Source organism: Streptomyces sp. NPDC050610, from assembly GCF_040654875.1.
In the GTDB taxonomy this organism is placed as follows: Bacteria; Actinomycetota; Actinomycetes; order Streptomycetales; family Streptomycetaceae; genus Streptomyces.
The window spans coordinates 20,883-33,364 of record NZ_JBFAIV010000044.1 but is presented as its reverse complement, the minus strand read 5'-3'; the positions used below and the strand labels follow the sequence as shown (position 1 = coordinate 33,364).

13 protein-coding genes are annotated in these 12,482 nt (G+C 70.8%); 8 read left to right on the top strand and 5 right to left on the bottom strand.

The annotated features are described in order from the left end of the window. The first annotated feature begins 105 nt into the window (after positions 1-105). Entirely contained in the window at positions 106-690 is a 585-nt protein-coding gene (locus tag AB0I22_RS35070) for an O-acetyl-ADP-ribose deacetylase (protein WP_363135051.1), read from the top strand. Positions 691-791: 101 nt separating this feature from the next. Here AB0I22_RS35070 and AB0I22_RS35065 read toward each other — a convergent pair whose 3' ends face one another. After that, on the bottom strand, positions 792-1,922 hold the full coding sequence (locus AB0I22_RS35065; RefSeq protein ID WP_363135050.1) for an NlpC/P60 family protein: 1,131 nt from the start codon (positions 1,920-1,922) through the stop codon (positions 792-794). A 616-nt stretch (positions 1,923-2,538) separates the two neighbouring features. On the opposite strand from AB0I22_RS35065, the gene pstS reads away from it, so the two are divergent. From pstS to pstB, 4 genes are all read left to right on the top strand, one after another. Then, on the top strand, positions 2,539-3,666 hold the full coding sequence (gene pstS, locus AB0I22_RS35060; RefSeq protein WP_363135049.1) for a phosphate ABC transporter substrate-binding protein PstS: 1,128 nt from the start codon (positions 2,539-2,541) through the stop codon (positions 3,664-3,666). A 96-nt stretch (positions 3,667-3,762) separates the two neighbouring features. Then, the gene (pstC, locus tag AB0I22_RS35055) at positions 3,763-4,731 is read left to right on the top strand and encodes a phosphate ABC transporter permease subunit PstC (RefSeq protein WP_363135048.1); all 969 of its coding nucleotides are present in this window, start codon (positions 3,763-3,765) and stop codon (positions 4,729-4,731) included. Then, on the top strand, positions 4,728-5,810 hold the full coding sequence (gene pstA / locus AB0I22_RS35050) for a phosphate ABC transporter permease PstA (RefSeq protein WP_363135047.1): 1,083 nt from the start codon (positions 4,728-4,730) through the stop codon (positions 5,808-5,810). The genes pstC and pstA overlap by 4 nt, the downstream gene beginning before the upstream one ends. A gap of 59 nt (positions 5,811-5,869) precedes the next feature. After that, complete coding sequence (gene pstB / locus AB0I22_RS35045) at positions 5,870-6,646, top strand: phosphate ABC transporter ATP-binding protein PstB (protein ID WP_363135046.1); 777 nt, start codon at positions 5,870-5,872, stop codon at positions 6,644-6,646. Between the two features lie 276 nt (positions 6,647-6,922). Here the strand turns inward: pstB and AB0I22_RS35040 are convergent, their stop codons facing one another. Next, entirely contained in the window at positions 6,923-7,921 is a 999-nt protein-coding gene (locus AB0I22_RS35040; protein ID WP_363135045.1) for an inorganic phosphate transporter, read from the bottom strand. Positions 7,922-7,927: 6 nt separating this feature from the next. Continuing rightward, on the bottom strand, positions 7,928-8,548 hold the full coding sequence (locus tag AB0I22_RS35035) for a DUF47 family protein (RefSeq protein ID WP_030892276.1): 621 nt from the start codon (positions 8,546-8,548) through the stop codon (positions 7,928-7,930). Positions 8,549-8,765: 217 nt separating this feature from the next. Between AB0I22_RS35035 and AB0I22_RS35030 the strand changes: the two genes are divergently transcribed. Then, positions 8,766-9,146, top strand: coding sequence for a metal-sensitive transcriptional regulator (locus AB0I22_RS35030; protein WP_363135044.1), 381 nt, complete (start codon positions 8,766-8,768; stop codon positions 9,144-9,146). 189 nt (positions 9,147-9,335) lie between these two features. Here the strand turns inward: AB0I22_RS35030 and AB0I22_RS35025 are convergent, their stop codons facing one another. Then, positions 9,336-9,533, bottom strand: a complete 198-nt coding sequence (locus AB0I22_RS35025; protein ID WP_363135080.1) for a hypothetical protein — start codon at positions 9,531-9,533, stop codon at positions 9,336-9,338. Positions 9,534-9,639: 106 nt separating this feature from the next. Next, positions 9,640-10,545: a hypothetical protein gene (locus tag AB0I22_RS35020; RefSeq protein ID WP_363135043.1), complete on the bottom strand. Its 906-nt coding sequence runs from the start codon at positions 10,543-10,545 to the stop codon at positions 9,640-9,642. 91 nt (positions 10,546-10,636) lie between these two features. Between AB0I22_RS35020 and AB0I22_RS35015 the strand changes: the two genes are divergently transcribed. Together AB0I22_RS35015 and AB0I22_RS35010 are read left to right on the top strand one after the other, a co-directional pair. Next, complete coding sequence (locus tag AB0I22_RS35015) at positions 10,637-10,825, top strand: hypothetical protein (RefSeq protein ID WP_363135042.1); 189 nt, start codon at positions 10,637-10,639, stop codon at positions 10,823-10,825. 78 nt (positions 10,826-10,903) lie between these two features. After that, positions 10,904-12,481, top strand: a complete 1,578-nt coding sequence (locus tag AB0I22_RS35010) for an FAD-binding oxidoreductase (RefSeq protein ID WP_363135041.1) — start codon at positions 10,904-10,906, stop codon at positions 12,479-12,481. Position 12,482: the final 1 nt, after the last annotated feature.

The following is a 12,482-nucleotide window of genomic DNA, read 5'->3' as shown; positions in this document are numbered from 1 at the left end:
GACCATAGCGCCAGGGCACGGCCCAACGGAATGGCATCAAGTGATTCACCCGCGTCATACGACGCCCCCCGCCAGGCATTTCGCCTGCCACGCGACAATCGGGCAATGACAAACATCACGCTGGTCCAGGGCGACATCACCGAGCAGTCCGTCGATGCCGTCGTCAACGCCGCGAACACCTCTCTCCTCGGCGGCGGCGGTGTCGACGGCGCCGTCCACCGGCGCGGCGGGCCGGAGATCCTGGCCGCGTGCCGCGCCCTGCGCGCGTCGCACTACGGCCGCGGCCTGCCTCCCGGCCAGGCCGTCGCGACGACCGCGGGCCGCCTTCCCGCGCGCTGGGTCATCCACACGGTCGGCCCGGTCTTCTCCGAGGACGAGGACCGCGGCGGGGTCCTCGCCTCCTGCTACCGGGAGTCGCTGCGCGTCGCGGGCGAGCTCGGCGCCGCCACGGTCGCCTTCCCGGCGATCTCCACGGGCGTCTACCGCTGGCCGCTCGCGGACGCGGCCCGCATCGCGCTGCGTACGGTCCTCGACACCGTGCGAGGCGACGCCCGCCCCACCGCCGAAGCCGGTCCCGCCGCCACTCCCCCGAGCGGACCCGCCGCCGGCCCCCTCACCGAAGTCCGCTTCGTCCTCTTCGACGCGCGGGCGTACGCGGCCTTCGACGACGCCCTGCGGGAGCTCCGCTGACCCCGCCGCCCCTGCCGCCCTCACGTACGCGCATAGGTACGCGCATACGTACGCACGTACGCGCACCACTCACCCCATGCGCCCCGCCGACCCCACAGCCGTCACGCGTCAGGCCGTACGACCCCCAGCACCGGCATCGAACCCGCCCCCGCCAGCGTCACCTGGCGGCCCGGCCGCGGCGCGTGCACGATGGCGCCGCCGCCCACGTACATGCCGACATGACTCGCGTCGCTGAAGTAGATGACGAGATCCCCCGGGCGCATATCGCGCGCGTCGACCTTCGGCAACTGCCGCCACTGCTCCTGCGAGGTCCTCGGTATGGAGCGGCCGGCGGCGGCCCACGCCTGGAGGGTGAGGCCGGAGCAGTCGAAGGTGTTCGGACCGACCGCCCCCCATACGTAGTCCTTGCCGATCTGCGCCGTCGCGAACGCGACCGCCCGCTTGCCCAGCTCGGTCGCCGCGCCCCCGCCGCCCTTCGGCGCCCCGGCGCCGAGCCACTTCTCCTGCGCCGCGTTCGCCCGCTCCTCCTCCAACTGCCGCAGCCGGTCCCGTTCCTTCGCCGCCAGCCGCGATTCGAGGTGCTTCGCGGTCCGGAGCCGCTCCTCGATCTCCTTCTTGGCGTCGGCCCTCTTCGCCCGCTCGTCCGCGAGCTGCTCCCACTGCTCGCTCGCCGCCTTCGCGTATCCGTCCAGCGCGGTCCGGGTGGCGGCGAGGTCCGCGATGAGCCCGCGGGCGGCCTGCTGGCCCTTGCGGGCGAGGGCCGCGTTGTCGAGGAACTGCGCCGGATCGCCGCCGAACAGCATCCGGGCCTCGGCGGGCATCCCGCCACTGCGGTACTGGGCGCGGGCCATCGCCCCGGCCCGGTTCCTCAGCCCGGCCATCCTGTCCTGCGCGGCCACCACGGCCCGCGCGATCTTCAGGATCGCCCGCTCCTGCTCGCTCTGCCGCTCGCCCGCGGCGTTGTACGCGTCCGTGGCCGCCTCCGCCTTCCGGTAGAGCGAATCGACCTCCGTACGCACCTCCTCCAGGCTCTGCCGCTTCGCTCCGGGACTGCCCGGACGCTGCGGCTCCGCATAGGCGGGGCCCGGCCCGGTCTGCGCCCCCGCCACACAAGCGAGCGCGACCGCGGCGACCACGGCGCCCCGAGCCACGGTCCGCACCCGCACCCGCACGACCACCGCGTCCTGCGCCGCCGCCCGTACCGAAGCCCCGGCCCGTACACGCACGCGCACCCCCGCCGGCTCCCGAGCCCCCCGCCCGCCATCGACGTTCATCACCCGTCAGCCTCCGCTTCGCGCAGCCCATACCTGACGTGCCGTCACATAGGCTCGGATGGTGCCACGGCGCTCCGCGATACAACAGAGAGCGGTCCGTATTGCCTTCGCGATTCCCCCGCGATTCCCCGGCGATCCCCCTCGCCGTTCCCCCGCGATCCGCCGCGCCGTTCCCCCGCGATCCCCCGCCCCACTCCCCGGGGTTTCCGCCGCCGCTCCCCGCACGCCGCCGGCGCTCCCCACCCCCGGAGCGCGCCGCCGGGCGGCTCTCACCGCCGCGCGGCCTCCCCCGGCGACCGTCCCTTACGCGCGCCGGAGCCGCCCCCGCCCGGCAGGCCACCACACTGACGGCCGAGGTTCACCCCCCGTTCACTCACCCCGCTCGACCACTTCACCTGTTCTGCCTAATTTCGGCCGTACACAGTGCGAGCCACACCGTCCGAGGCCCGCAACGCCCAGCAGAACTCCATAGCTGGACCCCGTGCTGGACAGCCAGGCTGAACAGCGCAGACTCCCGTTCGACAACCTCTTTGCACGCCGCCCCAGCGGCGGCTCCCGGAAGGAACCCCCGAAAGTGAAGCTTCAGCGCAAGAACCGGCTCCGCGCCGCCGCCTTTGGCGCCCTCGCCGTCTCCGGCGCCCTGGTCCTCACGGCGTGCGGCTCGGACAACAACAGCGGCGACGGCGGGGGCTCGGCCTCCAGCAAGGCCGCGGGCAACATCAAGTGCGAGGGCAAGGGCAACCTGCTCGCCTCCGGCTCCACCGCGCAGAAGAACGCCATGGAGCTCTGGACGAAGAACTTCATGGCGGCCTGCCCCGACATCAAGATCAACTACAAGGGGACCGGCTCCGGCGCGGGCGTCCAGGAGTTCCTCCAGGGCAAGACGGCGTTCGCGGGCTCCGACTCGGCGCTCAAGCCCGAAGAGGTCGCGAAGTCCAAGAGCGTCCTCAAGGGCGGCCAGGGCATCAACCTCCCGATGGTCGGCGGCCCCATCGCGATCGGCTACAAGGTGCCCGGCGTGAAGGACCTCGTCCTCGACGCCGACACCATCGCCAAGATCTTCGACGGCAAGATCGCCAAGTGGAACGACCCCGCGATCGCCAAGCTCAACAAGGACGCGAAGCTCCCGGACCTGAAGATCCAGCCGTTCCACCGCTCCGACGAGTCGGGCACGACCGACAACTTCACCAAGTACCTCAAGGCCGCCGCGCCGAAGTCCTGGCCGTACGAGCCCGCCAAGGCGTGGGCCGGAAAGCAGGGCCAGTCCGCGGACGGCTCCTCCGGGGTCTCCTCGCAGGTGAAGCAGAACGACGGCGCCATCTCGTACTTCGAGCTCTCCTACGCCACCTCGAACAGCATCGACACGGTGAAGGTCGACACCGGCGCCGCCGCCCCGGTCGCCGCCACCTCCGACAACGCGTCCAAGGCCATCGCCGACGCGAAGGTCGTCGGCTCCGGCAAGGACCTCGCCCTCAAGCTGAACTACGCCACCAAGGCCGAGGGCGCGTACCCGATCACCCTGGTCACGTACGAGATCGCCGGCGACAAGGGCAACAAGCCCGAGACCCTCGCCGCCACCAAGTCCTTCCTGGCCTACGTCGCCTCCGACGCCGGCCAGGCCGGTCTCAAGGAGCTCGGCTACGCCCCGCTCCCCGCGGAGATCGCCGCCAAGGTCCGCGCGAACGTCGCTTCCCTCTCCTGATCCGTGTGCGGCCGGGCCCCGGCGGCCCGGCCGCACCGTCCGGTGCACCGCCGCGCCAGGAGCCGGGCAGTCCGGCTCCGCAGACCGGAGAAATCCATGGACATATCACCGCCCTCAGCGACCAGCCCCCCACCACGACCGACGAAGGCCGCCACCCGAGCCGGTGACCGGATCTTCCTCGCGTTCTCCCGCGGCTCCGGCATCCTGCTCCTGGTGATCATGGCCGCCATCGCGGTCTTCCTCACCGTCCGCGCCGCCCACGCGATCTCCGCGGACGAGGGCAACTTCCTCACCACCTTCGACTGGGACCCCAACTCCCAGCACCCGACCTTCGGCATCGCGGTCCTCGCCTTCGGCACGGTCGTCAGCTCGGTCATCGCGCTCGCCATCGCCGTGCCCGTCGCGGTCGGCATCGCGCTCTTCATCTCGCACTACGCGCCGCGCCGCCTCGCGGGCCCGCTGGCCTTCGTCATCGACCTGCTGGCCGCCGTCCCCTCGATCATCTACGGCCTGTGGGGCGCCCTCTTCCTCGTCCCCCACCTCGGCGGCGTCTACAGCTGGCTCGACGACTACTTCGGCTGGACCGGGATCTTCTCCTACGACGGCGGCGCCGCGCGGTCCCTCTTCACCATCTCCATCCTGCTCGCGATCATGATCCTGCCGATCGTCACCAGCGTGAGCCGCGAGGTCTTCCTCCAGGCCCCGAAGACGCAGGAGGAGGCCGCGCTCGCGCTCGGCGCCACCCGCTGGGAGGTCATCCGGATGTCGGTCCTCCCCTTCGGCCGCTCCGGCGTCATCAGCGCCTCGATGCTCGGCCTCGGCCGCGCGCTCGGCGAGACGATGGCCGTGGCCACCGTGCTCTCGCCCAGCTTCGTGATCAACGCCAGCCTGCTCGACCACGGCGGCGGCACCTTCGCGCAGAACATCGCCAGCAGCTTCAAGGAGTCCGGTGAGCTGGGCAAGGACGCGCTCATCGCCTCCGGCCTGGTCCTGTTCGCACTGACCCTGCTGGTCAACGGCGCGGCCCGGATGATCATCTCGCGTCGCAAGGAGTACACGGCATGAGTGACGTGATCGCGGACCGGCCGACGGTCTCCGACAGCGCCCCGCTCCCGCGGCCCGGCCTGCGCCGGCCGCGCCTGCCCCGCTGGACGTCGGCCGCCGTCGCGGCCCTCGCCGTCGCCGTCGGCGTCGGCATCGGCCTCGGCGCCGGGCTCAGCAGCCGCGTCCAGTGGGGCCTGATCGCCGCCATCCTCTTCGTGGCCGTCATGTACGCGGCGGCGGCCCGCGTCGAGGGCCGCCGCCAGGCCAAGGACCGCCTCGCCACCAGCCTGGTATGGGTCTGCTTCCTGATCGCCGTCGTCCCGCTCGTCTCCCTGCTCTGGGAGACCATCGCGCGCGGCATCAAGGTCCTCGACGGCGCCTTCCTGTCCCACTCGATGGCCGGTGTGCTCACCATCCAGCCCGGCGGCGGCGTCTACCACGCGATCATCGGCACCCTGGAACAGGTCGGCATCGCCACCGTCATCGCGGCCCCGATCGGCCTGCTGACCGCCATCTACCTGGTGGAGTACGGGCGCGGCAGGCTCGCGAAGGTCGTGACGTTCTTCGTGGACGTGATGACCGGCGTCCCCTCCATCGTCGCCGGCCTGTTCATCCTGAGCCTGTGGATCATCATGCTGGACTTCAGCTACTCCGGCTTCGCCGGATCGATGGCCCTGGCCATCCTGATGATGCCGGTCGTGGTCCGCTCCACCGAGGAGATGCTCAAGCTCGTACCGAACGAGCTGCGCGAGGCGTCCCTGGCCCTCGGCATCCCGAAGTGGCGCACCATCCTCAAGGTCGTGCTGCCCACCGCGATCGGCGGCATCGCCACCGGACTGATGCTCGCCGTCGCCCGTATCGCCGGCGAGTCCGCCCCGATCGTGCTGCTGGTCTTCGGCTCCCAGGTGATCAACAACGACCCCTTCGAAGGCGCCCAGTCCTCGCTGCCGTACTACATCTACGAGCAGTGGGCGAACGGCAACGAGGCGTCGTACGACCGCGCCTGGGCCGCCGCCCTCGTCCTGATCGCCTTCGTCATGATCCTGAACCTGGTCGCCCGAGCCATCGCGCGCTGGAAGGCCCCGAAGACCGGCCGCTGAGGCCATCCCGATATGCGGCTCCGCCGAGCGGGGCCAGTCGCAGAAAAGAAGTGATTCACATGGCCAAGCGCATCGACGTCGGCGGCCTCAACGCGTACTACGGCGGCCACAAGGCCATCGAGGACATCTCGATGACCGTCGAGCCCCGCTCGGTGACCGCCTTCATCGGCCCCTCCGGCTGCGGAAAGTCCACCTTCCTGCGCACCCTGAACCGGATGCACGAGGTCACCCCCGGCGGCCGCGTCGAGGGCAAGGTGCTGCTCGACGACGAGGACCTGTACGGGCACGGGGTCGACCCCGTCTCCGTACGCCGCACGGTCGGCATGGTCTTCCAGCGCCCCAACCCCTTCCCGACCATGTCCATCTACGACAACGTCGCGGCCGGCCTGCGCCTCAACGGCCGGGTCCGCAAGTCCGAACTGGACAACGTCGTGGAGAAGTCCCTCAAGGGCGCCAACCTCTGGAAAGAGGTCAAGGACCGGCTCAACAAGCCGGGCGCCGGCCTCTCCGGCGGCCAGCAGCAGCGCCTCTGCATCGCCCGCGCCATCGCCGTCGAACCGCAGGTGCTCCTCATGGACGAGCCCTGCTCCGCGCTCGACCCGATATCCACCCTCGCCATCGAGGACCTGATGGGCGACCTCAAGGAACGCTTCACGATCGTCATCGTGACGCACAACATGCAGCAGGCGGCCCGCGTCTCGGACCGTACGGCCTTCTTCAACCTCGCGGGAGTCGGCCAGCCCGGCAAGCTCGTCGAGATCGACGAGACCGAACGCATCTTCTCCAACCCCTCGGTACAAGCCACCGAGGACTACATCTCCGGCCGCTTCGGCTGAGCCGCCCCACACGTCGTGCGGTGCTGCATGGCGGTGCCACCGCAAGACGAGGGCCCGCCCCTGCTCCCAGGGGCGGGCCCACAACCCACCTGTCCGACACTGGAGGACGACCGAACGCCAGCCCAAATCAGCCCGTCCGGCGTTTGAGGACACCCCAACGCCCGCCCCACTCAGCCCGTCAGGGGGCACCTCCCAGCGGTAGCTGGGGGAGCTTGAGGACCGGGGCCCGGGGCGGAGCCCCGGAAAGCCAGGGCGCAGCCCGCCCCCATCACCACGTCAACCAAAGACCAAGTCCACAGCCCAATAACTAATGGCAGCGACCAGCGCCGCAGCCGGCATCGTGATGAACCACCCCATGATGATGTTCTTGGCCACGCCCCACCGAACGGCCTTGACCCGCTTAGTCGCCCCCACGCCCATGATCGCCGAAGTGATCACATGCGTAGTGGAGATCGGCGCGTGGAACATGAACGACGCGGTGTACATCACCGAAGCCGCCGTGGTCTCCGCCGCGAACCCCTGCGGCGGGTCCAGCTCGATGATCCGGCGGCCGAGCGTCCGCATGATGCGCCAGCCGCCCGCGTACGTACCGAGCGAGAGCATCAGCGCACAGACGATCTTGACCCAGATCGGAATGGGGTCGCCTTCGTCCTCGACACCGCCGATGACCAGGGCCATCACCACGATGCCCATCGTCTTCTGGGCGTCCTGGAGGCCGTGCCCGAGCGCCATGCCGGCCGCCGATACGGTCTGCGCGATCCGGAAGCCGCGCTTGGCCTTGTGCGGGTTGGAGCCCTTGAACAGCCACAGGATGACGACCATCACGAAGTAGCCGAGAACCAGCCCCACGACGGGCGAGAGGAACATCGGGAGAACGATCTTCTCCCAGACGCCCCACCAGTGGACCGTCGAGGAACCGGCCAGCGCCGCGCCCACCATGCCGCCGAAGAGCGCGTGGCTGGAAGACGACGGCAGGCCGAAATACCAGGTCGCCAGGTTCCAGACGATCGCTCCCACCAGCGCGGCGAAGAGGATCATCATCCCCTGGCCGCCGGTCGGTGTGTCGATCAGTCCTTCGCTGACGGTCTTGGCGACCCCGCTGCCCAGGAAGGCGCCGGCGAGGTTCATCACCGCTGCCATCGCGAGGGCCGCGCGCGGGGTCAGCGCCCGCGTGGAGACCGAGGTCGCGATGGCGTTCGCGGAGTCGTGGAAGCCGTTCGTGTACGTGAAGAAAAGCGCGACCCCGATGGTCACGACAAGCGCGAAGGTGTCCACCGGGGGTCAGGACTCCTTGACCGCGATGGTCTCGACGGTATTGGCGACGTGCTCGAAAGCGTCCGCCGCCTCCTCCAGCACGTCCACGATCTGCTTGAGCTTGAGCACGTCCATGGCGTCGTACTTGCCGTTGAACAGGTGCGCCAGGAGCTTGCGGTGGATCTGGTCCGCCTGGTTCTCCAGCCGGTTGACCTCGATCCAGTACTCGGTGAGGTTGCTCATGGTGCGCAGATTGGGCATGGCCTCGGCGGTGAGTTCCGCCGCCCGCGCCAGCACCTCGATCTGCTGCTCCACGCCCTTCGGCAACTTGTCGACCTGATAGAGAACGACCAGGTCGACGGCCTCTTCCATGAAATCCATGATGTCGTCGAGGCTCGACGCGAGGGTGTAGATGTCCTCACGGTCGAATGGCGTGATGAAAGAAGAGTTCAGCTGGTGGAAGATCGCGTGTGTCGCGTCGTCCCCGGCGTGCTCCGCTGCCCTCATCCGTTCGGCGATCTCGACCCGGGCGGAGGAATCCGCCCCGAGCAGTTCCATCAGGAGCTTCGAGCCCGTGACGATGTTGTCCGCGGAGGCGGAGAACATGTCGTAGAAGCTCGTCTCCCTGGGGGTCAGACGAAAGCGCACTGGGGGTCCTCGGGGTGCAGCGGATTCGGTCGACTTGATGCTAGGCGCATCATCAAGCCACGGCTAACTGGCATTCCATCAGTGTCGCCCATCGGGCAGAGTGCTCAGCAAGGGGTACCGCCTCCTCGGCACACTCGGCGCCGCGGGAAAAACAAAAGATTCGGTACCATATACCCGGTGGGGGTATACGGCCCGACTCGGAACGACGGAGGACGCCATGACGAGCACGGAAGCGGCAGTGAACGGCGCCCCCGAAGCGCCCGCCCCGACCGACGCGACCGCCGAGGCGCTCGCCACCGCCGACCACGACCGCGGCCCGCACGGCTACAGCCACCAGAAGGACCAGCACCGCAAGCGGCTGCGCCGGATCGAGGGCCAGATCCGCGGCCTCCAGCGCATGATCGACGAGGATGTCTACTGCATCGACATACTCACGCAGGTCTCCGCCAGCACCAAGGGGCTGCAGTCCTTCGCCCTCCAGCTCCTGGAGGAGCACCTGCGGCACTGCGTCGCCGACGCGGCCACGCGCGGCGGCGAGGAGATCGACGCCAAGGTCGCCGAGGCCACCGCCGCCATCGCGCGCCTGCTGCGCACCTGAACCGGGCGGCCCGGCCCGTCCCACACGAGAACTGCCCGGGCCGGCCCGTTCCGCACGAGACCCGTCCGGGCCGGTCAGGCCAGATCGAGTCAGATCAAGTCAGGCCAGGTCAGGTAAGGCCAGATCAGGTCAAACCACCGCCGAGAGCCGGTCAGCCCCTGCCGGGCCCCATAACCGCCGGCACCCCCGTCACCTCCGGGAATCCGGCCCCTTCGCGGACTCCGGCCGCCGCTGCGGCACCACCCTCAGCACTTCGTCGATACGGTCCGGACTGAGCCGTTCCTCGTCCGCGCTGGACGCCGCGATCATCAACTCGCCATAGAGATCGATCTCGACGAGGGCGGCCATGGGGTCCGACGCACCGGACGAAGGTCGACGCGAAACCACGGGTTCCACCTCCTTCTCCGATCGGCGATTTACCAGCGTACGGATCGCTGCACACCCCGTGCATGGCACAGACGGACCATTTCGATGGCCCGAGCCGACGCCCGCACTAATTCCCCGGAGAAACAACCTTCCCCGTATAGATATCCGTAGCCGGGGGTAGCCGCACGGTGACTTCCGTCCCGAAGGCGGACAGCTCCACCGTCGACGCCACGTCCATCGCGCCGTGCTCGGCGTCCCGGACCGTGAAGCGGTGCCGCACCTTGCGCAGCCGCCCCTGCTCGTCGAGGTAGGCGTCGCACGCGACCGTACGGCCGAAGAACCCTTTCGCCGCCGCGGCCAGCGCCCCCCGCTGCCCCGCCGAGGCCGCCTGGGCGGCCCGTTCCAGGTCGCAGTCACCCTTGAAGTGCCGGACCGTCGCCCCGCCGGACCGCTCGTTCCCGGCGTACCGCACCCGCCGCGCCCCGCGCAGCAGTTCGGCGGCGACGAGCGGATCGGTCGCCCCGTTCGCGACGAGGTTCCCGTCACCGAGCGAGCCGGTGGCGAGGTGCACCCACTTGTCCGCGGGGACGCCCGCCCCGCGGTTCTTCATGTAGAGGGCGCCGGGCGCGAACACCTCGGTGATCACCGGACGCCCGGCGGGCCCTGCCGCGCCCGCCCCCGGCGCCGCGTCGCCCGGAGCCGGTACGCGCACCCGCAGCCGGCCCAGCGACTCCCCGAAGCCGTAGTCGCCCGTGCCCAGAATGGTCAGCCGGGTGCCGCCGCTGACCGTCTCCAAGTACGTACGGACGCGGGCCCCGCCCGTTCCGGCGAGTACGTCGGCGGCGTGCCGCACGGCGGCGAGGGCCTCGCCCGGCGCCGGTGCGTCGACCGCGCTGACGGCCGCGGCCCTGCCGTGGTCCCCGGTGGCGGCGCCGGTCGAGCAGCCGGCCGTCCCGAGCAGTCCCGCCGCGATCCCGGCCGCCACGGCGGTGGCGACGGCCGCGCCCCCGCGTCCCCGCTCCTGCACCACCATCGACGGCCTACCCCCTGGCCTCGCTGCACCTGGACACCCGCCCGGTTCAACGACGGTCCCGGAGCCCCGTCACGGCCGGTAGCGTGGTCACGTGTCCGAACCGACCCCCCACGCCCATTCCACGACCACCACGGAGAATGGCGCCTTCTGCGTCGCCCGGTGCGCGTGCGGCTGGTACGGTCCGGCCCGCCGGGCCCGTGCGCGCGCCCGCGAGGACGCCGATGCCCACCTGGTCGAAACAGGTGACGGAACGCCGTACAGGGGTAGGCCATCTCTCTGAACGGACGTGTCCGAGCGGCGCCGCGGCCACCGAGCGCTCCGGCCACGGCATGAGCACGGCATAGGGGCGGAGACCACGATGGACAGGCGCAGACTGCTGGCGACGGGCGCCGGGCTGGCGGCGGGCGGCGCGTGGCTCGCCGCGTGCAGCGGTGACGCGAGCCACGCCGCCCCCGACGGCAGCGGCGCCTCGGCCCCCGGCCGCAAGCCGTCCGTACCGCCCGCCCGCAAGGCGCACGACCCCGACTGGACCGCCCTCGGCAAGGGCCTCTCCGGCGACCTCATACGCCCGGACGACGCCGACTACCCCACGGCCCGCCAGCTGTACAACACCCGCTTCGACAGCCAGCGCCCGGCCGCCGTCGCCTACACCGCCGGCGCCTCCGACATCGCCGAGTGCCTCGCCTTCGCCCGCCGCCACGGCACCCCCGTCTCCATCCGCAACGGCGGCCACAGCTACGCCGGCTGGTCCAGCGGCAACGGCCGCCTGGTCATCGACGTCTCCCGGCTGAACTCGGTCCGTACGACCTCCTCGACCACCGCCGCGATAGGCGCGGGCGCCAAGCTCATCGACGTCTATACGGGGCTCGCCGGACAGGGCGTCACCGTCCCCGGCGGCTCCTGCCCCACGGTCGGCATCTCCGGCCTCACCCTCGGCGGCGGCCACGGCGTCGTCTCCCGCGCGTACGGCCTGACCTGCGACAGCCTGACGGGCGCGACCATCATCACGCCCGACGGCAAGACGCTGCGATGCGACGACTCCAGCCACGCGGACCTGTTCTGGGCGCTGCGCGGCGCGGGCAACGGCAACTTCGGCGTCGTCACCGAACTGCGGTTCCGTACGCAGCGGGCGACGAGCGGGGCGACCGGCTATGTCTCCTTCCCCTGGTCCCGGGCGGCCGCGGTGATCCGCGCCTGGCAGAAATGGGGGCCCAATCAGCCGGACGAGATATGGACCGCGTGCGACCTGTCCGTGACGGCCGGCCAGGACCCGCGCATCGCCGTCTCCGCCTTCACCATCGGCACGGCGGGCGACCTGCGCAACGCCATGGACCGGCTGGTGGAGTCGGCGGGCGGCTCCGCCGGGTCCGTGACGGTCTATCAGCACACCTACCTGGACACGATGCGCCGCTACGCGGGGTGCGGCACCAAGTCGGCCGCCGAGTGCCATCTGCCCGGCAGCACGCCGGGCCGCCGGCCGAGCGGGACGCTGGGGCGCGAGACGTACGCGGCGCGCTCGGACTTCTTCGACCGGGACCTGACGGCGCTGGGCCTCCAGACGCTGGTCGGCCAGGTCGAGCGGTTCAGCCGCACCGCGGGCAGCGGCAAGGGCTCGGTCCAGCTGACGGCGATGGGCGGCGCGATCAACCGCGTCAAGCCGCTGGCCACCGCGTTCGTCCACCGCCGCTCGCTGTTCCTGGCCCAGTACCTGACCTCGTGGCCCTCGGGCGGCTCCGGCTCCGCCCAGACCCCGTGGCTCGACGGCATCCACTCCGCCATGCGCCGCTTCGCCTCCGGCGCGGCCTACCAGAACTACTCCGACCCCGGACTCAAGGACTGGCGCCGCGCCTACTACGGCGACGCCGCCGACCGCCTCACCAAACTGAAGGGCCAGTACGACCCGAACCGCGTACTGGACTTCCCCCAGGCCCTCTGAC